The sequence below is a fragment of the Paucisalibacillus globulus DSM 18846 genome (genome assembly GCF_000482485.1).
Classification (GTDB): Bacteria; Bacillota; Bacilli; order Bacillales; family Amphibacillaceae; genus Ornithinibacillus; species Ornithinibacillus globulus.
On record NZ_KI519438.1, the window covers coordinates 182,526 to 204,138 of the forward strand.

Annotated in this window: 22 protein-coding genes and 1 riboswitch; of the genes, 6 read left to right on the forward strand and 16 right to left on the reverse strand. The window is 36.9% G+C overall.

Annotated elements, in window-relative coordinates; translation table 11 throughout:
- Window positions 1–12: 12 nt before the first annotated feature.
- Window positions 13–1,101 carry an LLM class flavin-dependent oxidoreductase gene (locus K332_RS0118070; protein ID WP_026908738.1) on the reverse strand — a complete coding sequence of 363 codons (1,089 nt, stop codon included), beginning with the start codon at window positions 1,099–1,101 and terminating at the stop codon, window positions 13–15.
- A 19-nt stretch (window positions 1,102–1,120) separates the two neighbouring features.
- Window positions 1,121–1,984, reverse strand: a complete 864-nt coding sequence (locus tag K332_RS0118075) for a VOC family protein (RefSeq protein WP_026908739.1) — start codon at window positions 1,982–1,984, stop codon at window positions 1,121–1,123.
- A 204-nt stretch (window positions 1,985–2,188) separates the two neighbouring features.
- Window positions 2,189–2,233: riboswitch (PreQ1 riboswitch) on the forward strand.
- 6 nt (window positions 2,234–2,239) lie between these two features.
- On the opposite strand from K332_RS0118075, the gene K332_RS0118080 reads away from it, so the two are divergent.
- Window positions 2,240–2,722: a QueT transporter family protein gene (locus K332_RS0118080; protein ID WP_026908740.1), complete on the forward strand. Its 483-nt coding sequence runs from the start codon at window positions 2,240–2,242 to the stop codon at window positions 2,720–2,722.
- Between the two features lie 40 nt (window positions 2,723–2,762).
- Here K332_RS0118080 and K332_RS0118085 read toward each other — a convergent pair whose 3' ends face one another.
- Both K332_RS0118085 and aac(6') read right to left on the reverse strand, forming a co-directional pair.
- On the reverse strand, window positions 2,763–3,350 hold the full coding sequence (locus tag K332_RS0118085) for a lysophospholipid acyltransferase family protein (protein ID WP_026908741.1): 588 nt from the start codon (window positions 3,348–3,350) through the stop codon (window positions 2,763–2,765).
- A gap of 111 nt (window positions 3,351–3,461) precedes the next feature.
- Window positions 3,462–3,908 (reverse strand): aminoglycoside 6'-N-acetyltransferase, encoded by a 447-nt coding sequence (aac(6'), locus tag K332_RS0118090; RefSeq protein WP_051359523.1) that lies wholly within the window; start codon window positions 3,906–3,908, stop codon window positions 3,462–3,464.
- A 170-nt stretch (window positions 3,909–4,078) separates the two neighbouring features.
- Here aac(6') and K332_RS0118095 point away from each other — a divergent pair, with 170 nt between their 5' ends.
- Window positions 4,079–5,701: a catalase gene (locus K332_RS0118095; protein ID WP_036689269.1), complete on the forward strand. Its 1,623-nt coding sequence runs from the start codon at window positions 4,079–4,081 to the stop codon at window positions 5,699–5,701.
- 587 nt (window positions 5,702–6,288) lie between these two features.
- On the forward strand, window positions 6,289–7,224 hold the full coding sequence (locus K332_RS0118105; RefSeq protein ID WP_026908744.1) for a nuclease-related domain-containing protein: 936 nt from the start codon (window positions 6,289–6,291) through the stop codon (window positions 7,222–7,224).
- Between the two features lie 29 nt (window positions 7,225–7,253).
- On the opposite strand, the gene K332_RS0118110 is transcribed toward K332_RS0118105, so the two are convergent.
- Window positions 7,254–7,550, reverse strand: coding sequence for a heme biosynthesis protein HemY (locus tag K332_RS0118110; protein WP_026908745.1), 297 nt, complete (start codon window positions 7,548–7,550; stop codon window positions 7,254–7,256).
- A 150-nt stretch (window positions 7,551–7,700) separates the two neighbouring features.
- Between K332_RS0118110 and K332_RS0118115 the strand changes: the two genes are divergently transcribed.
- Entirely contained in the window at window positions 7,701–8,369 is a 669-nt protein-coding gene (locus tag K332_RS0118115; protein ID WP_026908746.1) for a GntR family transcriptional regulator, read from the forward strand.
- A gap of 39 nt (window positions 8,370–8,408) precedes the next feature.
- On the opposite strand, the gene brnQ is transcribed toward K332_RS0118115, so the two are convergent.
- Both brnQ and K332_RS0118125 read right to left on the reverse strand, forming a co-directional pair.
- Window positions 8,409–9,767 carry a branched-chain amino acid transport system II carrier protein gene (brnQ, locus tag K332_RS0118120; protein WP_026908747.1) on the reverse strand — a complete coding sequence of 453 codons (1,359 nt, stop codon included), beginning with the start codon at window positions 9,765–9,767 and terminating at the stop codon, window positions 8,409–8,411.
- Between the two features lie 316 nt (window positions 9,768–10,083).
- Entirely contained in the window at window positions 10,084–10,809 is a 726-nt protein-coding gene (locus tag K332_RS0118125) for an EcsC family protein (protein WP_026908748.1), read from the reverse strand.
- A gap of 152 nt (window positions 10,810–10,961) precedes the next feature.
- Between K332_RS0118125 and K332_RS0118130 the strand changes: the two genes are divergently transcribed.
- Window positions 10,962–12,176, forward strand: coding sequence for an MFS transporter (locus tag K332_RS0118130; protein ID WP_026908749.1), 1,215 nt, complete (start codon window positions 10,962–10,964; stop codon window positions 12,174–12,176).
- Window positions 12,177–12,234: 58 nt separating this feature from the next.
- Here K332_RS0118130 and K332_RS0118135 read toward each other — a convergent pair whose 3' ends face one another.
- The 4 genes from K332_RS0118135 to K332_RS0118150 all read right to left on the reverse strand — a co-directional run bounded on the left by K332_RS0118135 (window position 12,235) and on the right by K332_RS0118150 (window position 17,919).
- Window positions 12,235–13,965: an ABC transporter ATP-binding protein gene (locus tag K332_RS0118135; protein ID WP_026908750.1), complete on the reverse strand. Its 1,731-nt coding sequence runs from the start codon at window positions 13,963–13,965 to the stop codon at window positions 12,235–12,237.
- A gap of 118 nt (window positions 13,966–14,083) precedes the next feature.
- On the reverse strand, window positions 14,084–15,208 hold the full coding sequence (gene yfkAB, locus K332_RS0118140) for a radical SAM/CxCxxxxC motif protein YfkAB (protein ID WP_026908751.1): 1,125 nt from the start codon (window positions 15,206–15,208) through the stop codon (window positions 14,084–14,086).
- 177 nt (window positions 15,209–15,385) lie between these two features.
- On the reverse strand, window positions 15,386–16,996 hold the full coding sequence (locus K332_RS0118145) for an ABC transporter permease (protein WP_026908752.1): 1,611 nt from the start codon (window positions 16,994–16,996) through the stop codon (window positions 15,386–15,388).
- A gap of 29 nt (window positions 16,997–17,025) precedes the next feature.
- A complete protein-coding gene (locus K332_RS0118150) occupies window positions 17,026–17,919 on the reverse strand; it encodes an ABC transporter ATP-binding protein (protein WP_026908753.1) in 894 nt (297 codons plus the stop codon).
- Window positions 17,920–18,082: 163 nt separating this feature from the next.
- Here K332_RS0118150 and K332_RS0118155 point away from each other — a divergent pair, with 163 nt between their 5' ends.
- Entirely contained in the window at window positions 18,083–18,670 is a 588-nt protein-coding gene (locus K332_RS0118155; protein ID WP_026908754.1) for a TetR/AcrR family transcriptional regulator, read from the forward strand.
- Window positions 18,671–18,811: 141 nt separating this feature from the next.
- Here K332_RS0118155 and K332_RS23375 read toward each other — a convergent pair whose 3' ends face one another.
- From K332_RS23375 to K332_RS0118180, 5 genes are all read right to left on the reverse strand, one after another.
- On the reverse strand, window positions 18,812–19,621 hold the full coding sequence (locus K332_RS23375; RefSeq protein ID WP_026908755.1) for a DUF4097 family beta strand repeat-containing protein: 810 nt from the start codon (window positions 19,619–19,621) through the stop codon (window positions 18,812–18,814).
- Complete coding sequence (locus K332_RS0118165) at window positions 19,614–20,174, reverse strand: HAAS signaling domain-containing protein (protein ID WP_026908756.1); 561 nt, start codon at window positions 20,172–20,174, stop codon at window positions 19,614–19,616. Before K332_RS0118165 ends, K332_RS23375 begins: the two co-directional genes overlap by 8 nt.
- Window positions 20,167–20,490, reverse strand: coding sequence for a PadR family transcriptional regulator (locus tag K332_RS0118170; protein WP_026908757.1), 324 nt, complete (start codon window positions 20,488–20,490; stop codon window positions 20,167–20,169). The genes K332_RS0118165 and K332_RS0118170 overlap by 8 nt, the downstream gene beginning before the upstream one ends.
- Before the next feature lie 255 nt (window positions 20,491–20,745).
- On the reverse strand, window positions 20,746–21,258 hold the full coding sequence (locus K332_RS0118175; RefSeq protein WP_026908758.1) for a DUF2812 domain-containing protein: 513 nt from the start codon (window positions 21,256–21,258) through the stop codon (window positions 20,746–20,748).
- A gap of 1 nt (window position 21,259) precedes the next feature.
- On the reverse strand, window positions 21,260–21,595 hold the full coding sequence (locus K332_RS0118180; RefSeq protein ID WP_026908759.1) for a PadR family transcriptional regulator: 336 nt from the start codon (window positions 21,593–21,595) through the stop codon (window positions 21,260–21,262).
- Between the last annotated feature and the right edge of the window lie 18 nt (window positions 21,596–21,613).

The following is a 21,613-nucleotide window of genomic DNA, read 5'->3' on the forward strand; positions in this document are numbered from 1 at the left end:
TAGACCTCATTTTTATGTTAATTCTAAGGCCTGATGCTTATTTATCTCTCTACGCAATACAGGCGCAACCTCTGTTCCCAGTAATTCGATTGTTTTAGCAATATTCTTAAATGGCACTCCACCAATATCTGTTTGTAGCATAAATCGCGAATGGCCATAAAGTTCATACTGATGCAGTACTTTTTCAATAATCTCTTGTGGGCTTCCAATAAACATAACACTTTCAGGACCTGTCATTTGTTCAAAAACTTCACGGGGTAAGATACCGGAACGCATCCCTCGTTGCTCCTGGATTAGTTTAAGATAATGTGAATAGTATGGATAAAACTCATCCCTTGCTTGATCCATTGAATTTGCAATATAACCGTGTCCTGAAACAGCAACTTTTAATTGCTTATCGGTAAAGCCAGTAATATATCCCGATTCACGATAAGCATCAATTAATGGTATAAAACGCTCATGTGCACCACCAATCATTGCAATGTTTAACCCGGTACCATATCTTCCTGCCCTTTCAGCACTAGAAACAGTTCCTCCCACTCCAACCCAAATTGGTAGTTGCGCCTGCTCTGGTCTTGGTGTTATTTCAGCATTATTCAATGCAGAACGAAATCTTCCAGACCAAGTGACACGTTCCTGTTCATTTAATTCGATAAATAATTGAAGATGCTCTTCAAATAATGCATCATAATCATTGAAATCATAACCAAATAACGGAAAGGACTCTACAAATGCTCCACGTCCAGCAGTAATTTCTGCTCTTCCACCGGAGATTAAATCCAATGTAGCGAAATCCTCAAATAAACGAACTGGATCAACTGTGTTCAAAACGGTTGTTGTCGTTGTTAACTTTATATTCTTTGTAGCTTGAGCAATAGCCGATAGTACCATTTGCGGAGAAGAAACGGCATAGTCTAGTCTGTGATGCTCACCTACACCGAAAACATCTAAGCCTACTTCATCAGCAAGCTTAGCCGCTTCGATTATTTCGTGAATCCTACCTTTTGCACTAATTGTTTCACCTGTTAACAGATTCTTGACTATATCAGCTAATGTGTAAATCCCAATTTCAAAAGGTTGATTCATCTGTTGTGTCTCCATTGATGTTCCCCCAAAAATCTTATTCGCTTAATTGAAGCTGAATTGTGTTGCCAGCAGGGTCTTTCACAACGAAATAATTACCTTCTACTACAACCTCTGCACCAACTTTGCGAAGGCTTTCGATTTTATTTTGTCTTGTTTCTTCGTCTGCCATAATCAATGTAAACCAATTTAAACCAACACTATTTTCAGCAGGTGCCGGCGCTCCCTCACCATTCCATACGTTTAGGCCTATATGGTGATGATAGCCACCTGTAGATGCGAATAATGCCCCAGGATATCTCGTTACAATATCAAATCCAAGACCATTTACATAGAAGTTTTCAGTTGCTTCTAAGTTGGCCACATGTAAATGGATATGTCCCATCACTGTATCCTTTGGTAGTCCATCCCATACCTTATCACTTTCAGCCAACAATCCTTGAGCATCTAGCTGGGCGGTAGCCATATCAACTGTACCATTATCCCAAGACCAGCTAGTAGATGGTTTATCAACTGCCACTTCAATTCCATTGCCATCCGGGTCATCGAAATAAAGTGCTTCACTTACATAATGATCAGATGCTCCCAGGCGCAAAGTCTGCCCTTCCGTTTGAACTAAATGCTGTAAGAAATTTGCTAAGTCTGCTCTTCTAGGTAGTAAAATTGCAAAGTGATACAGTCCTGTTGTTCTACCTTTTTTGGGTTGCACATTTTCAGGTTGTTCCAGTACAAGGATTGGTCTTACACCATCTGCTGATAAAGCTACTTTTCTCTCTGTTTGCTCTAAAATTTGAAAACCAAATACACGTTGGTAAAAAGCTAATGAGTTTTTTAAATTAGTTACATTTATATTTACTTCCCCTACATAGGTTGTTGGTTTTTGAAAAAATTTCTTTTCCATATTTTTTAGCTCCTTTTTATTTGAATGTTACATATTATAAGTTGGTTACTATTTGTAAGTATAATGTTATTTTTGCTATTTGTCAAGGTTACTTCTAATATTATCCACTTCTTCTGTTCTATTATTTAACAATGATCATAGTATCCTAAGTGAAAAACTTCTTTCTATTTTTATTCACATGTACTATACTAGATTAGTTGCTTTCAAGACGTGGTTCGTGACCATCCCACGTAAAAAAACTAGGGAGAGATAAAAATGAAAATAAGAACATTAGTAATGAATGCACTAGTGGCAGCTCTTTATGTTGCTGTAACAGCACTAGTCGCGCCTTTTGGATTTACCCATGTGCAATTCCGTATTTCAGAGATTTTCAATCATCTTATTGTCTTCAATAAGAAATACTTTTTTGGAATTGTTTCCGGTGTATTTATTGCCAACTTATTAATGTCCCCATCCAAACTAGACCTGATCTTTGGGGTAGGACATTCCGCGATTTCGCTTGGTATAGTTATTTTATTTTCCAAATACATTAAGAATGTATGGGCATTATTAATTGCAAACACAATTGTATTTACTTTTAATATGTTCATTATTGCATGGATGCTAAATATTGCTGCAGGTTGGCCATTCCTCTTTACTTGGTTAACAACCGCGGCTGGAGAATTCGCAGTGTTAGCAATCGGTATTCCGATTATTTATGCTCTTAATAAACGTTTGGATTTCGATAAGAGAATATAATTAAAAACCTTCACAGCCATATTAGACTGTGAAGGTTTTCTTATTTAATACTATTTTGCAATGCATGCATCTCTTTATCCAATTGTTCCATTAAAATATCCATACCTTCTTTTTTCGAAAGGCCTTCCGGAAGATGCATTGGTTCTCCGTAAATTAATCTTGGTTTTATTCGTTTAAATAAATCCTTAAAATTATTCGGTCCCACATATGCAGCTGGTACGATTGGTACATCCGCATGAGCAGCAATCGTTACCGCACCACGCTTAAGGGGAGCACCTTCACTTGAACGTGTTCCACTTGGAAAAATCCCAACAACCTTGCCTTGCTTTAGTAGTTTCCTAGGTGTTTTAATAGCACTTGGACCTGGATTTTCTCGGTCTACTGGAAAAGCATTTAATCTTTCCATCAGCCATTTCAAAAACTTTGTTTCAAATAATTCTTTTTTTGCCATATAATGAATTTCTGTTGGCAATGTGGCAACACCCAGCCATAAAATATCAACAAAACCAGTATGGGTACAGGCAATAACATAACTACCAGACTCAGGTAAATTCTCTTTTTGATAAACTTTTATTCTTCCGAAAAGGTTTAGAAACACCTTTACAACATTAGCTCCAAATTTATACATATATACTCCTCACTTCTTTGTAACGCTGTCTTAATTTTACCACAAACTAATAGCACCTGATACCAATTTATCTTATTTACCTGGTGGTACTTTTTAACACTCTCATTTGTATTAATTCAAGTCTTGAATAAACGTAACAAGACGCCCCGCTTCTTTGAAACCAACACTCCTATGAAATAAGTAACTATTTTGATTACCCTCTTCCATATCCGACCCAATCTGTTTGCAACCTTTTTCTAAAAGCCATTTTTTCCCTTCATTAAATAAAGCCGTAGATATTCCCCTTTTTCGAAAATCTGGATTCACATATACTCCCTCTAAATATCCTGTAGGGCTTGATTCACAACCTTGCACATAATCTACACGAATAGACAGGTGCATAAAAGCTACTGGTTCATCATTCATTATATATAATAGAAATCGATGTTTGTCAGTTAGAAACATCTCATTAAATTCTTGGTGTAGCCCCTCATATGTACTCCCGGTATACACTTCCATCGCTAGTTTAATCAGCTCATCAATCTGCTCTTTACCTGCAGCTATTATTTTCCCCATCATCCACCAACCTCCACCTATCTCCCATATCTTAAGAATAGAATATCGCTTTATCCTTTTCCCATCAACTACTTTTATTAATTGTAAAATCCTGCCTAACCTAAGATTAATTTTTGGATGTTTTGGTAAGTATAGATACTGTGATTCAAGTACATAGGAAAGTAGTGAAAATAATGGTTAACGATCCAAATGATATTCCACAAACAAATATCGAGAACGAGGACACCCTTACAACAAGGCAAGGACATCCGGTTACCAACAATCAAAACATACGGACAATAGGTAACCGCGGGCCAGCAACATTAGAAAACTATGATTTCATTGAGAAAATCAGTCACTTTGACCGTGAAAAAGTTCCAGAGCGTATTGTTCACGCTAGGGGTGCGGGTGCTCATGGATATTTTGAAACATACGGGACGGTTGGTGATGAGCCCGCTTCTAAATATACAAGGGCAAAAGTTTTCAATGGAAAAGGAAAGCAAACTCCAGTATTTGTACGTTTCTCAACTGTAGTGGGTGGCCTCGATTCACCAGAAACCGCACGTGACCCAAGGGGGTTTGCTATTAAGTTTTACACGGAAGATGGAAACTGGGACCTGGTTGGTAATAATATTAAGATTTTCTTTATTCGTGATGCCATGAAATTCCCAGATATGATTCATGCATTCCGAGCAGACCCGGTAACCAATATGCAAGATCCTGAGCGATTCTTTGACTTTTGCTCTAACTCACCAGAATCCTTCCATATGGTTACATTCATTTATTCTCCATGGGGAATTCCGGCAAACTATCGAATGATGCAAGGATCAGGTGTAAACACATATAAATGGGTAAACAGTGAAGGAAAAGCAGTTCTTGTGAAGTATCACTGGGAGCCAAAACAAGGAATTAAAAATTTAACCGTGAAAGAAGCTGCCGAGATTCAAGCAAAAAGTGTCAATCACGCAACACAGGATTTATATGAAGCAATTGCAAATGGTGACTACCCGGAATGGGAATTATTTGTACAGATAATGGAAGACGGCCCACATCCGGAGCTTGATTTTGATCCATTAGATGACACAAAGCTTTGGCCAGAAGATCAATTCCCATGGCTACCAGTTGGGAAAATGGTGTTAAACAAAAATCCAGAAAACTACTTTATGGAGGTAGAACAATCTGCATTCGGGACAGGTGTATTAGTAGATGGACTAGATTTTTCCGATGACAAAATGCTTCAAGGCAGAACATTCTCCTACTCCGATACCCAGCGTTATCGTGTAGGAGGAAATTACTTACAGTTACCAATTAATGCTGCCAAAAAGCGTGTTGCAACCAACCAAGAAGGCGGACAGCTTCGTCATTATAATGACAAAGCACCGGGACAAAACCCACATGTTAACTATGAACCATCCACACTTGGCGGATTAAAAGAAGCTGAACAAGTTGGGAAAGAATACACTCCAATGGTGGAAGGAAATCTTGTCCGGGAATCTATTGAACGAGAAAACAATACAAAACAAGCTGGTGAAACTTACCGCCGCTTCGAACAATGGGAAAAGGATGAACTTATTAACAACCTAGTTAATGATTTATCCATTTGCGATAAACGAATTCAAGATAAGATGATTGCTCTAGCTGAAGAAGCTGACGAAGAGTACGGCCGCCGTTTGCGTGAAGGCATTGCTAGTAAAGTAAAAGAGATGGGCAATATGAAAATGGAAGCAGGAGAAGAATTCCATCCACTGGGTAAAGCAGATGCTGCCGAAGCTGTGGATGATGCAGTGGAGAAAGGCCGGGATGCTGAGCCTTATTAAGGGTTTATTAGGGGGTACCATTTGGATGGTGCCCCTTTTTATATAAATGAAAAGAGCATATTCTTCATTTCAAACTGGGTCCTAGCGCAAAGCGATGTATATAGTGTTACCATTTTTCATTTCAACTCCAATCCCAACGCCAAATGATGTATAGCGCACTTCCATTCTTCTTTTCAACAACAATACCAGTGCGAAATGATGTATAGCGCACTGCCATTCTTCTTTTCAACGCCAATACTAGCGCCAAATGATGTATGGAACACTTCCATTCTTCTTTTCAACGCCAATACTAGCGCCAAATGATGTATAGAACACTCCCATTCTTCTTTTCAACGCCAATACTAGCGCGAAATGATGTATAGAACATTCCCATTCTTCTTTTCAACGCCAATACTAACGCGAAATGATGTATAGCTAACACTAAACTACCTTCCCTGACCACCTACCAAAATAAAAGTTTATAAAAATACCAATCAAAAGCAATAACTACTCAGTTCAATAATTATTCAAGAAGAGCAGGAAAATCCATGTAACTTTTTGTGGACTTGTGTTATGATAGTCCCAACAAATTCTAAAGGATGTGAAAAATGGAACTAAAGAAACGAACAATGCCAAAGGAACTACAAATATTTAATAGTTTAGCACCACGATTGGAGCTGACTAGTCGCGACAAGCAAACACACCATAGTATAAAAAAAGGATATGAAGGGGAGTTAATGTTCGATCAAATTCTTGACAACCAACTCCAGCGTGAACACCTCATCATCAAAGACCTACTTTTAAACTACGATTCAAATACTTTTCAAATTGATACTTTAATTATTTTTCCTTCTATTATCGAATTTTTTGAGGTGAAAAATTTTGAAGGCGAACATCACTATGATAAAAAAAGAGACAAGTTTTACAAAAACACAGATTTTGAAATTCAAAATCCTGAACATCAAATGTCCCGTGCAGAAACCCTTCTACGCAAGTTATTAAATCAGCATGGATATCAAGTAGGACTCCGCGGAACCGTGGTTTTCATCAATCCTGAATTTACACTTTACAATTATACCCCCGATAAACCATTTGTCCTCCCCACCCAGATCAATCCTTTGATGAGAAAACTCAACCAAATTCCCTCCCGAAAAATCACTAACCAACATAAGTCAATTGGCAATAAACTCCTCTCCCTTCACGAGAAAGATTACCCAGTTAAAAAGGTGCCAGAATATACATTTAGGGAACTGAAGAAGGGAATAAACTGCTATCATTGCAACTCACTATCAATCTCATTGAGAGGTCACTATTGTTACTGTTCAGAATGCGGGGGAAAAGAACTGGTAAAAAGCGCGGTGCTCCGTTCTGTGCAGGATTTTAAACTACTCTTCCAGAAGGAGAAAGTTACAAAAGCAAAAATTCATGAATGGTGCGGGGGTATGGTGACAGAGCAGAGAATTATGCGAATACTGGCGCAGAATTTTCAAATGTTTAGTAAAAATAGATGGGCATATTATGAGCCAAAAACCACTAGTAAATAAGATACTAGTGGTTTTTCTAACTGTAAATATTAATGATGATGTCCGTACTTAGGGTTCGTAATAAACATTTCTTCCTGTGGAAAATGGAAGTATTGAATCCATACGCCATCTAAATACTCATTATCTTTTTCTAAAATAACATCAATATCTTTATCGGTTTTTACAACCTCATCATTCTCTGTTGGTGTATCTAGTTCGATATCATAATGTGCATGGTCGCCGTGGACATGTGTGACAACTACACGGATCATTTTACCTTTTGCTTCTTCTGTCTCTAATCTCTTTTTCAAGACTTTTGCTGCATTTCGATTTATTTTACATTGCATATTAGTTAGCTCCTTTAACTTTTTTCATCTTTATTGTTTCAGTTTTTACCGAAAAAAACAATTTAAACAACCTGACCCAAAAAATCAGATATTCACGGACAATATTTTCATGTATACTAGAAATAGGTATTTTTGAGAGGGGGAAACGTTTTGCCGGTACCTGTCAATCATTCTAAACCAATTCGTACCACAGCAAAAGAAAGCGCATACAAACAAATTTTACATTGGATTATTGATGGAACCCTATATCCTGGTGAGAAATTAAATGACACAGAGCTAGCTGAAGCTCTGGGAGTGAGTAGAACACCAGTAAGAGAGTCACTACAGCTATTAGAATCACAAGGGCTTGTTAAAATGTATCCAGGGAAAGCCACACAAGTAACAGAGGTCGAGAAAGAGTCTATCAAAGATTTACTTCCACCTTTGGCCGTTTTACAAGCATTATCCGCAGAGCTTGCAATCGATCATATAACAAAAGATGAAATCTCTTCATTGAAAAGTATAAATCAGGAGTTTGCTGAAGCCCTTTATAAAAAGGACTTTCATGCTGCCCTCAATATAGATGAACAATTTCATCAACTGATTGTTGATACTGCAAATAATTCTTACATTATTGGTATTGTAGAAAAGCTCCAAGCACATGTTAGACGCCTATTTTTTCATAACTCTATAATTCTATCCGAAAGCTCAATAGAAGTTCACGATAATATTATTCACTCTATTGAAATGAGAGATAAAGAAAAAGCTTCGGCAATAATGAAACAAAACTGGTTAGAAATAAAGAAAGATTTTCAATTACCAAACGAAGTTAACCAATAAAAAGGTCGGTTTCCTGTTGAATAGGAACCGACTTTTTTATTATACTTCTATAGGCCGTGAAACTTTCTGGAATCGAGCAAAAACTCCTGTTAAAACAATTACTATTAATGCAGGAACAAGCCATCCTAATCCTTCATTATAAAGTGGTAGTGTGTTTTCATAAAATGTTACAACAGGTTGGAAGAAACCGTAGCCTTCAATATCCAATGATTTGTATAATGTTTTTAGTCCATCAATGATACTTATTAAGAATGTAACCGCAATTGTTGCTACATACACAATACGAGAGTGATTAAATAATGATGATAAGAAAGTTAGTAACATCAACACAATTGCAAGTGGATAAAGAAACATTAATACCGGAACGGAATACGTAATAATATTATCTAGTCCAAAGTTAGCAATAATAAAGGTTATCGTTGTAAAAAAAGTAACGAGAATTTTATAACTAAACCTTGGTAATAACCGGTGAAAATATTCACCACACGCAACCATAAGACCTATATTTGTTGTTAAACAAGCTAGGATAATGACAATCCCTAACAATACAGCACCTAATGTACCGAAATAATAATCTGCAGCATTACTTAGAACCGGTCCCCCAGTATCAAAAACACCAAACGCCTCAACACTCACAGATCCTAAATAGGCAATACCTACATAAATTAATCCTAATAACACAATTGCAATCGTACCTGTTTTTGCAGTAGTAGCTAGAATCTCCTTCTTAGAAGTGACCCCAAGTGCACGAATCGCCTTAATGACAATAATACCGAATACGAGCGATGCCAAAGCATCCATTGTGTTATACCCCTCGATAAACCCTGTCACAAACGTCTTACCTTGATACGCTTCTAATGGAGCCTGTGCAGCCCCCATCGGTTTAAATACTACCAATGCAAGGAGTATCCCTAATAATACGACAATTCCTGGTGCTAATAGTTTACCGACATTATCTACAATTTTTGCCGGATTTAATGAAAACCAAAGTGAAATAGCAAAGAACAGTATGGTAAAGATTAATAGCGCAACTTGAGAAAAATCTTCACCGATATGCGGCGCGAAAGCAATATCGAATGCTACTGCACCTGTTCTTGGAGCCGCAAAAAATGGTCCAATTGTAAGATACAGTAATGATGTAAAAAATACTGCGTAAACAGGATGAATTCTACTAGAAAGGTCTTGCAAATCTTTACTTCCTGAGAACCCCATTGCAAAAACTCCCAAAAACGGCAATCCCACCCCTGTAATTAAAAATCCAAAAACTGCCGGCCATAAGTTAGTACCCGCAGCTTGTCCGAGTTGCGCTGGAAAAATTAAGTTTCCCGCTCCAAAAAATAATGCAAATAACATGACGCCAATGGCTAATTGCGATGAAATTGATAGTTTTCCGTTCATATATTTCTCCCCTTGATGTAATTATCTTATTCAAAATTATCTGAAAACGTGATATGCAATATATTACTGAATATGTGAATCATCATACTACGTATTTTATCAAAATGCAATAGGTTTTGGATGAGTTTTTAGATTATTTATAAAAATAACTCTATATTATAGGATTCTGTATATGTTGTTTTACCACTATCATTCCAAAGACTTATAAAAATAGAATCCCCAAAGTTATCTCGATAGCTAACTTTGGGGTGTTTCCGATCAACAATTTCTATCCGTTATTCTAATTGCTCAGACGTTGTTCCCTCTTTAACCTAATCTAATAATCGGCAGGTGGTGTTTTCAAAGTCCTAAATCGGTACGCATTCATTGCCGTTTCTCCTAACTGATCAAGCAGATTATAATTAGCATAAGCACCAACAACCGCGCCAATCCCCGGTAGTAATTGAAGCATTTTTACAAAATCAATATAATCGCGATATTCCTGTTGAAACACTCGCCAGTCCATATCAATAAGCTTCTCCTTTTGTTCTTCCCAGTTTTCGATAATGAACAATGTTTCTCGCTGCTTGTCATCACTTGAAAAGGCTAGCTGGAAAATATGAAGGATAAATAGACGTTCCTCATATTCCTTCGTATCAAATCCATAAATAGCTGCCGCTTCAAATAGATACTTCATTTTTATTGAAAGCAATAATGGGAAATCCGCAAGACCTAAAAATATTCCTCCTGCTCCCGTACCTGCACCTTCCACTGTCGCAGTTCTTCGATAAGTAGACAATTTTTCTTTTGCTAACTCATCCCGGTCATATAAACTCATTTCTGTTGGCACTACCTTTTTCGTTGTTATATTCGAACCAACTAATGTTGCTTTTACCATATGTTTAATACTGTCGGTAATAATTTGGTGTGCCTTTTCAGGAATCATTCCATTTATTTTATTTTGAGCCTTTTTTGCAAATCGGTTTACCATACCAGATGGCTTCATCATTTTTGCACGCCACACCTGGAGCTCATCATATATTTTTAATTGGTAATCGTTCATCACTATCTTCCTTTATAAGTTTATATTATAGTTTTCATACGCTATTATTTATCGTTAAGTTTCATTTAAATATTGTTAATTTCAACCAATTAAAACACCCAAAATTACAATTACCATATATAATTGAGGTTATATTAAGAAAGGATGTTTACATGATGGTATCGGCAAGAAACAGAGTTGTTGGGATAGCAATAATTACTGCAATCGCGGTTATGGGCGACTCCATGTTATTAATTGTTCTTCCAATTTACTGGGAAGAATTCGGATTAACTGCCCTATGGCAAATTGGTCTTCTCCTTTCTATAAACCGATTTATTCGTTTACCAATCAATCCGCTGGTTGGGTTATTTTATCAACGGTTCCAATTAAGGACTGGTGTTTTCATCGCAATAATTTTAGCTATTTTCACTACATTTTCTTACGGACTTTTTCAGTCATTTTGGCTTTTATTTTTGATGCGTGCCTTATGGGGTGTAGCGTGGTCTCTTCTTCGTCTTGGAGGATTATTAACGGTTACTGATGTAACAAATGATAATAATCGAGGGCAATATGTCGGTATGTATAACGGATTATGGGGATTAGGTGGTTTAACCGGAATGCTAGCAGGTGGTTTACTCGTTGACCAAACATCCATCTTTTTTGTCACGTCTTTATTTGCTTTGATAGGATTATTAGTTGTTCCTACCATTTGGTTTCTGGTTCCAGTAACAAAGGGAGCAAAAAAGGAAGAGAATAGCACACCTACTATAACAAAATGGTTCTCTCCTTATATAGTAATGGTTTTAATTACTGGTACTGCAATGGGACTTGTAATTTTTGGTCTATTTGCATCCACAGTGAGTTCGTTAATCGAGCGGAGTTACGTAAATGAATGGACCATTGCACAAATAACCATTGGTGCAGCAACTATCGCTGGAATTATTCAAGCAATTCGCTGGGGGTGGGAACCATTTCTTGCTCCATTAATCGGAAAGATGATAGATTCATCTAAGTCTGTACTCAACATATTATTGATTCCATTGTTTGGTGGGGGGATTACTTTCATTATCTTAGGTAATATACAATCGATGATTTTACTTATCATTACACTGTTGATGTTCCAGCTAATTTCAACTATTTTTGTAACAACGACAGATACGTTAGCAACAACAGCGGCATCCCAATCCAATCGCGTGAAAGTCATGACAGCTCATACGGTAGTTGTCGATGTTGGAGCTGCACTTGGGCCACTCGTATCCTTTTTGATAATTGAGTTTCACAGTTTAACAATCGTATATTACATAGCAGGATGCCTGCTGTTCTTATTAGGATTTGCTTGGGTAGCGTTTAATAAAAGCGATATGTGGACTAGTCCCTCATCCCAGTAAGTTGTAAGGTAAAAAGAAACATCCAAAATATATGTTCATATACGTTGGATGTTTCTTCTTATGTTAATTGCTGTTCGGCAAACTCCCGATACAAATCATGTGTTTCAATTAATTCTTGATGTGTTCCAGTACCTGTTACTTTTCCTTTTTCAATAAAAATAATTTTATCCGCATCAACAATTGTGGATAATCTGTGGGCAATGACAAAGGTTGTTCGTCCTTCCATTAATCTAGAAAGTGCCTCTTGAACAATTCCTTCTGATTGGCTATCTAAGCTCGCTGTAGCTTCATCCATCATTAGAATTTTTGGATCTCTCAAGAATGCTCGAGCAATATTGATGCGTTGTCTTTGACCTCCAGACAGTTTTACACCACGCTCACCGACTTCTGTATCTAATCCATTCTCAAAACCTCTTATAAATTCATCTGCATAGGCCATCTTTGCAACATCCCATAACCGTTCATCAGGTATGTTTTCAGCATCCTCTAGACCATACATTAAATTTTCACGTATAGTCCCAGCCATCATCGCACTTTCTTGAGATACATATCCAATTTGACTACGCCAAGACTTTAGGCTTATTTCCCGTATGGAGGTATTTCCAACTTTTATCTCTCCCCCTGTAGGTTCATAATATCGCTCTATCAAGGAGAATAAAGTTGTTTTCCCTCCACCACTTGGCCCCGCAAAAGCAATCATTTCACCAGGACTAGCACTGAATGTTATATTCTCAAGAACCGGTTCCGCTTCATCATAGGCAAAAGATACATTCGAAACATAAAGGGCCTCGTTTGTAATATCCTTATCAATACCATCTTGCCCAGCTTCCTCCGGGATTTCCAAAATATCAATAATACGCTCCGTAGCACCTTTTGCCTTCTGTAGCTGAGTAAAGAACATCGCAAATGATGTGATTGGAAATATGATTTGGAAAAGGTAAAGTAAAAATGCTACTAATGAACCTGTTGTCATCGTTCCGTCTGCAACCCGAATCCCGCCATATCCAATAATGACAACAATTACTAACATCATCACCGTATAGATAAGTGGGCCAATAAGTGCAAAGATACGTGCTTCCTTTAGTCCAAAACCTAATAGTTTCTTTACACCAGACATTCCTTTTTCTTTTTCAACGGATTCTGCCGTAGAAGCTTTCATTAAACGAATTTCGCTTAGCGTTTGTTGAATACTACCAGAAAATGTAGCTGTCTCATCCTGCAGGCTCCGGGATACTTTTGCCATTTTACTACCGAGAGGAATCATAATTACCATGGTAACTGGTACAGCAATAAGCATCATTAACGTCATTTTCCAATCCATGATTAAAAGGATAATAACAGAACCAATAATTGAAATTACTCCACCAATAAATTGTGGAAAATGCTGTGAAATTAAATCCTTCACGATACCTGTATCATTTACGACACGACTTACGGATTCTCCACTTGCCTGTTTATCAAAATAACTTACAGGTAGGCGTATCAACTTCAACCACATTTGATCACGTAGCCTTGCAACAATTTTTTGCCCAACTGCTGCTAGTAAATAGGTGGATACTCCATCGAGAACAGCCTGTAGGATAAAGACTACACCGATGACAATAATGAGTCCGACACTTAATGATGCTAATGAAAAGCCATCCACTAGTTCTCTTGTTAAAAGTGGGATGGTCAAACCAACAAGTGTAGTGATGATACTACCAATTAACCCCATCGTCAGTGCAAGCTTCGGGATATTGGTTGATACTATTAAGGATATAAAGGGACCTAGTCCATTTTTATCTTTCATATTTTTTTCTCCAATCGTAATATGTTAATTTTTTGCTTAACTATTAATAACCTCAGGTCCCTACTATTCGAACCTAAGGTTATTATACATTTAACTATTTTAACTTGAAAGATTAGTTCTATAAACTAATCTTAGCCTTCCTATTTTGAAAATCTATATCCTTATAATACGCATTCTTTACTAACAAGTTGGGACCTAAACATTTAACAGCAGGACAATGACAATTTAAACTTTTTGCCGTCTGCGTTTCCAACCAACGACTATATGCTTCCGGTAGCGTTGTATCTTGAATATTACCTAATGATGGCTCTTCATCACCAAAATCGGTTACTATTATGTCGCCGGTAAAGATATTGACGTTAAGACGTGACCTTCCATCCGGATCATTTCGAAGTGTAACATTTTTTTCCTTATAAAGTCGTTGTAGTAACGCTAATTCATCTGGAGAAGAACTACATGCATAAAATGGTAAGGTTCCAAACAACATCCACATATCTTGATTACGATGATCTAGTAACCTAGTAATCCCCTTCCGTATCTCTTCTAAACTGAGCGTTTCTAAATTACTTGCGAAGTCTACTGGATACATTGGGTGGACCTCATGACGTGCACAGCCCATTTCATTGATATGGTCATGAATCTTTTCTAAATATGGATAGGTCTGTTTATTCAGCATGGTCTCAGCGGATACCATTACACCCTTTTTAGATAGAGCCTGTGCATTTTCTACCATTCTTGTAAAATATTTTTTACGATTTTCTTCTGAAGGCTTCCGGTCCATATGTGCAAATCCTGTTTCTGCAAATTCTTCTTCCGTACCCCAATTATGCGAGATATGTAAGACATCTAAATAAGGAATAATTTCCTCATACCGTTCATATGGCAATGTTAAATTAGAGTTAATTTGTGTACGAACTCCACGTTCATGTGCGTACTTTAGTAATGGAACAACATAGTTACGAACAGACTTTTTATTCATCATTGGTTCGCCGCCAGTAATACTCATCGTCCTTAATTGGGGTATTTCCTCTAGCCTTTGAATCAACAGATCCGTTGGTAATGCATCTGGGTCCTTTTGCTGTAGCATATAGCCTACTGCACAGTGCGCACAGCGCATATTACACATATATGTTGTCGTAAATTCTACATTGGAAAGAGTCATTTTGCCATGCTCTTTCACGTCCATATACGCTTCCCATGGATCATATAGCGGTGTTAGAGGTTGTAATTCATTTGTTTTCATTAGAAACTCCTTTCGCTGTTCTTCTAAGATTCTAAAATCCTTCGAAAAGTTTCGTATTGGTTCATTATATATGAAGGGCGCTTCTATTATTCTAGCATTATTTTTTACCGTTGACTCTCCATAACTGATTATGATTTACCATAAAATCATTAGGATAAAATAACACGTTCTATATTATTAACCCGTGATATCGCGTTTATTGTAACCAATATACCCAACTAAAGTGACTAACATAGATAGGATGATTAAACTAGTAGTGGTAGCAATACTAAAGTCCTCGACAGGAATTTGTGGAATATGCTCAAAGACTGAAAAATTGTTCACCCACTCTGGAAAATCTAGGATTCCACTAAGATACAAAACTACGAAACAAAAGACCACATAGCCCCAAGCAAAGCCTGTTAGTCTAGGAATAGCTCCAACCAATAAGACTGTCAATCCAACTACAACCCACATTGCAGGAAGATAAGCGAATGCAGAGGTAAATGTGGTACCAAATCCCAACGCATCCTCCATTACCGTCATACCCACTAACCATAGGCCAAATGCAACTGCCAACTGCATGATTACTGTTACAATTATCCCTAAAAGAAAGTAACTACTCATTAGCTTAGTTCGCGAAACAGCACGACTATAAAAGTGCTCGGTACGATTTTTATTCTCTTCGCCTTTTAATTTCAGTACTACCATTACAGCTGGAATAGTTCCGATTAACGACATGATTGCCATCAATAATGTAATAAATTGCTCTGTCATAGAATTACCGGACTCATTTACAATGAAGGCTTGCATAAATTCGATATCTGCAAAGTAAGTTTCCAAATCACCTAAAATTGCACCAAAAGAAGCCCCTAAAAGAAACAGTCCTATTATCCACGAAATAATCATTACCTGCTGTTGTCTAACAACAAATCCAAATGACGTTTTTAGGAAAGCAGAAGCATGTTTCTTTCCTTTTCTAGTCGGTATAAATCCTGCGCCAACATCACGTATAGCATTTAAATAAAAAGTAACTCCTAATAGGAACAATGATACAAGAATAGGAAGAATAATCATCCACCAATCATTTTCCATAAACACTTTCGCATGAACTCCCCACCCTAAAGGGGAGAATAATGACATAGTATCATTCTCAACATCTCCAATTGCTCGCACCAAATAAGAAATGATAAGAATTGCAAAAGCTAAACTGGATGTTCCTCTAGAAGTCTCAACCACTTGAGCAAAAAGAGCGGTTATACTTCCAAATACTAAGCCAGTCATTCCTAAAATAGCTCCATACATCATGGATCCTTCTAGATCTACACCTTCAATTCCCAAGGTCAATAATCCAAACCCAACTAATATAGCCAAGAGTAAGTTTGTAACTACTACAACGATTATAGAAGCACTTAAATAGGATAGCTGTCCAACAGAAAGCGCACGAATGATTTCAGTGCGTCCATCTTCTTCGTCTGCCCGAGTGCTACGACCCAAAAGTAAAATACTCATAATGGCTACTGCAACCGCAGAAAACAAAAGCATTTCATGTGCAAATAACGTACCAACGGAATTTAAGTAACTAGTAAGCTCATAACCAGGACCTAGCATCGCTTGCATTGCTGGATTTTCCATTGTTAACGCAAAAGCTTGCCTCGATTGTTCATCCTGATACATCGTAGGATAGGCCGAAGCTGCGGATAACGTAATGACGACTATAGCAATTAACCAAATAATAATTTTAAAGCGTTGCTGTCTAAAGAGTAATTTTACTAAAGCTCCTGTCCCTCTAAAAAGCTGTGTATACATAAACCTTTCCTCCCCTCATAAACTAAAATCTAAGCGTTCTCTACTTTCTTCTCATAGTGACGCATAAATAAATCCTCTAAAGTAGGAGGAGCACTTTCTAATTTTAAAATGCCAAATTTACTTATATGGCGGATAACATGGTCAAGCTCTTCTGTATCAACTTGGAATGTGACAGCCTCTTCTTTTTCCACCACATCATATACACCCTTAAAGTCTTCCAAATCAGATAGCCTTTCTTTTGTTTCCACTAATAAATTCGTACGGGTTAAATGACGTAATTCTGTTAAAGAACCTGACTCAATTATTTTTCCCTGTCGGATAATACCAACACGGTCACAAAGCTTTTCTACTTCGGATAGGATATGACTGGAAAGCAGCACACTTTTTCCTGCTAGCTTTGCTTCAAGTACACATTCCTGAAAAACCTGTTCCATTAAAGGATCTAATCCAGATGTAGGCTCATCAAGTATAAATAGATCAGCATCGGAAGAAAAAGCTGAAACTAATGCCACCTTCTGGCGATTTCCTTTTGAATACGCGCGACATTTCTTTCGTGGGTCTAAATCAAAACGTTCGATTAATTGTTCCCGTTTTTCAGTTATCTTTGCGCCACGTAATGTCGTAAATAAGTCAATAACTTCACCGCCAGTTAGATTTGGCCAAAGATTGACATCCCCTGGAACATAGGCAATCCGCTTATGAATATCGACCGCGTCTGACCAAGCGTCTTTACCAAACATTTTAGCATCCCCACTCGTTGCTTTTAAAATCCCCAAAAGTATACGAATTGTTGTAGATTTACCCGCACCATTAGGACCGATAAATCCAAATACTTCTCCTTCACTCACTTCAAGATTAATTCCGTCTAAAGCTGTAAACTTTCCAAACCTCTTTGATAAGTTATTCGTTTCTAACATTTTCATCTTTCTGCCTCCTCGAAAAAGAGATTAAGAGTTAAGTTTTGAAATATTTTTACCCTTCTAGTTCATAATATAAAAAATACTGTTTGCAAGCAATAGTTTTTTGAATTATTTACATTGTTATATTTCAAAACTTTTATTAAACTATACTATGAGGTGAACAACAATGGATGGTTTTAAACGAAGAAGTGAATTAAAAAAGACTAGTATACTAAGTGCTGCACTAGATCTTTTTATGAAATATGGTATTAAAAAAGTTTCTGTAGCTGAAATTGCAAAAGCTGCCAGTGTATCACAAGTAACGATTTATAATTACTTTGGGAGTAAAGATAAATTAGTTGATGAGGTTATTACTTATTATATTGATGATGTATGGAATGAATATGAAGAAATAATAAAAAGTGATGTGGACTTTTCTAAAAAAATAAGCCAGTTCATTTTCAACAAAAAAATGTCAGCAAGCTCCATTCATAAAGAAATTTATAATTATATTATGGTAGAATTTACTTCAGGAGAAAAAAGTTACATTGAGGAGTTTTATACAGATAAGGCTCTTCCTGAAATGATTAAGCTATTTGAACAAGCTAAGAAAGAAGGCCAAATTGACCCAACCATTTCTAATGAAGCTATTTTAGCCTATATCCAGATGTATCGAGAATTTCTGCAACAAAAGGATGTCTATGAGCATATTTTACCGTTAACAGAGGATCTAACCAAACTTTTCTTTTATGGCATTGTTGGAAGTAGGAAATAACTCCATCATACGTTAGAAAAACTCGCATTCGCTCAGTCCCAAGCGAATGTGTTAGTTTTTCTTATGTCGGCGGAAAGTTTTTTATACTTTCCTAACTACTTAAAAAGGGTAGAGACCGACTTTTAGCCTCTACCCTTCATACTACTTTCCAACCGTTATACTACCATTTACGGTCTTTAAATTAATCTTATTCTCACCATCTCCAATAACAGCGGACCTTGAGTCATTCCCAAATAGATTCACTTTACCATTTACTACACTAACTTCAATCGTCGCATTCGTTGGCTCTTGTGCAGTTTGTACTGTTATTTTTCCATTAACCGATTCTAAATCGATAAAACGGTCTAAATGATTAGTAATAAGTGTCGTGCCACCATTCACAACATCACTTGTAATCCTGCCATTCACGTTTTCAATCGTAATACCACCATTTTCAGAACTTACAGTAGTCGACTTTGTTTCCAATTCCTTTAATACGATTCGACCATTAATTGTGTTAACCTCAACTTCATCAACAGTGATACCTTCCACATCAATTTTCCCGTTGACTACATCAATTTCTAAGTCTTCATATTGCTTTTCCGGTAAGTACACCTTAATTTTGGGACCAGAAAAGTCAAAATCAAAATCAAAACTCAAAAATTGTAGTGTCTTTTCGTCTAATTCTATGGAAAGAGATTCTCCCTCTTCTTCAATTTCTAATTTATATTTATTATATTTTGACTCTGTAGCTGTAAATTCCACTGTAATCTGGTCTTCATTCGTAGGCATTACTTCAATTGTCGCATTTGTCGATTCAACAGATATTTCGGTTATATCAGGATTATGAATCGCCTCTGTTTGGCTAATTTCCTCTCCTGCACCTGATGTCTTATACGTAAAGAGAACACCTACCATACCAATAATAACAAAACTAGTTGCAATAACTAGTAACAGTTTACGTTTAGGCATGCTTCATTCCTCCCTTAACCATTCTCATATTAAAGTTCAAATACTTCACAAAACCTTTGAACAACCAGCGGGTTACATAAAACATTCCGATTGCAATAAATATCCCTACCCCAGATAGAAATAAAGCAAAGAACAAATCATACCATGCAAATATTTCTGGATAGATTACGACATTAATCAGATAAAGTATCGGGGAAACAATAAACGACACTCCTGCAAGCCATCCAGATAACACGAATCCAGCTAAAGCAATGAATGGCCCTAAAACAATTACTAAATTAAAGAAGCCTAATCCAATAACAGCCCAAACTGCACGTAGCACATTTCCAGTAGATGCCGATTCCGTTACTTGCTCTAGTCGGTAAGTCGCAACCATTTCCTTAGCAATCTGTTGGGGAGAACCAAGCCCATTGGCAACTTCCTCTTCTGTCTTTCCCTCACTGATTCCTATTTCAAAATGCTCTCTAAAGTCCTGCAAAATATCTTCCCGTTCAGAAGAAGGTATACGCTTTAGAGCATCATTTAATTTGGCCAAAAACTGTTCTTTATTCATCCCTTACACCTTCCTTTATTAATTGATTCACACCATTCGTGAACTTCTCCCAATCGGCTAGAAGTTCCCCAAGGTAACTTCTTCCTTCTTCAGTTAGAGCATAATACTTCCGCGAAGGTCCCTCTGAAGATTCTTTTAAGTAAGTAGTAAAATATCCTTCTTTGGTTAACCTTCTTAATAATGGATACACCGATCCTTCCGAAATAGCTATTTGGTCCGAAATTTTCTGAACCAACTCATAGCCATACCGGTCTTGTTTATCTAATAAAACGAGCACACAAAGCTCTAATACACCTTTTTTGAATTGTACATTCAAGACTTTCACCTCTTTGATTTTTTACAAGCTTAACTATTATACATTATATAGTACTGGTCTATAATTTATACCTTTAGCTATAATTTAACATACACTACTGTTCATTGCAAGGTACTATTATAAAATAGTAGTATTAGAAAAACTCGCATTAGCTCAGTCCCAAGCGAATGTGTTAGTTTTTCTTATGTCGGCGGAAAGTTTTGTATACTTTCCTAACTACAAATAAATAAAAGGCCCGGGAAACTCCCCGAGCTTTTACCTCCTTCTATAAAAGTTAATCCGTTTATTAAACGCATAAAACATATAAAGATAAAGTGCTACAATTACTATATCCACTACAACCATCATGTATTGGAGAAGGTAGCCTTTCCATGTTATAAATACTCCCACTTGTGAGACAAGGAATAGAATAAATATTAACCAGTAAAATCCAAACATCCTTCTATAGGAGTCGTGTATCGATTCTTTATCCGAATATAACTTTGGAATAGTTGATTTTGTAGCATTTGTGCGAAAGTAGTAGAAAGAACTGAGTGCATTCGTCATATATTCCCAACCCGCATCTTCATATAATTGGAAATAGTCCTTTTTGGCATCTTGTCTAAAATCAATTTGGTAAACATATGATTTACCTGGGTCTTCCTCAAACACATACATAAAATATTGATATTTTATTAGATGTAGCCCTTGACGAGACATTTCATTTAGCCATTGCTCCTCCTTCTCAACATCTGGAGCTAAAAATAGCTTAAACTTTTTTACCGTCATATTACTTCCCCTCCATCTCCTTAATAAACACATTTGAATTTTCCACTAAAGATTTTAACCGTATAAATTCCAATTGTAAGACCTCTTTACCTAGTTCAGTAAGTTGATAATATTTCCGACGATCATCATCCTGTACCAAAGCCTTTTCAATGACCTTCTGTTTCTCAAGTTTACTTAATGCCCCGTATAATGTTCCCGGCCCCAAGATCACTTCACCCAAACTCACTACCTCTACATCCTGCATGATACCGTAGCCATGCCGCACTTCTCTAAGAGATAATAGAATATAGTAAGTAGCTTGAGATAATGGTAAAAACGCTTCCGGTTGCTTAGTCATAATTTCACCACCACTTTA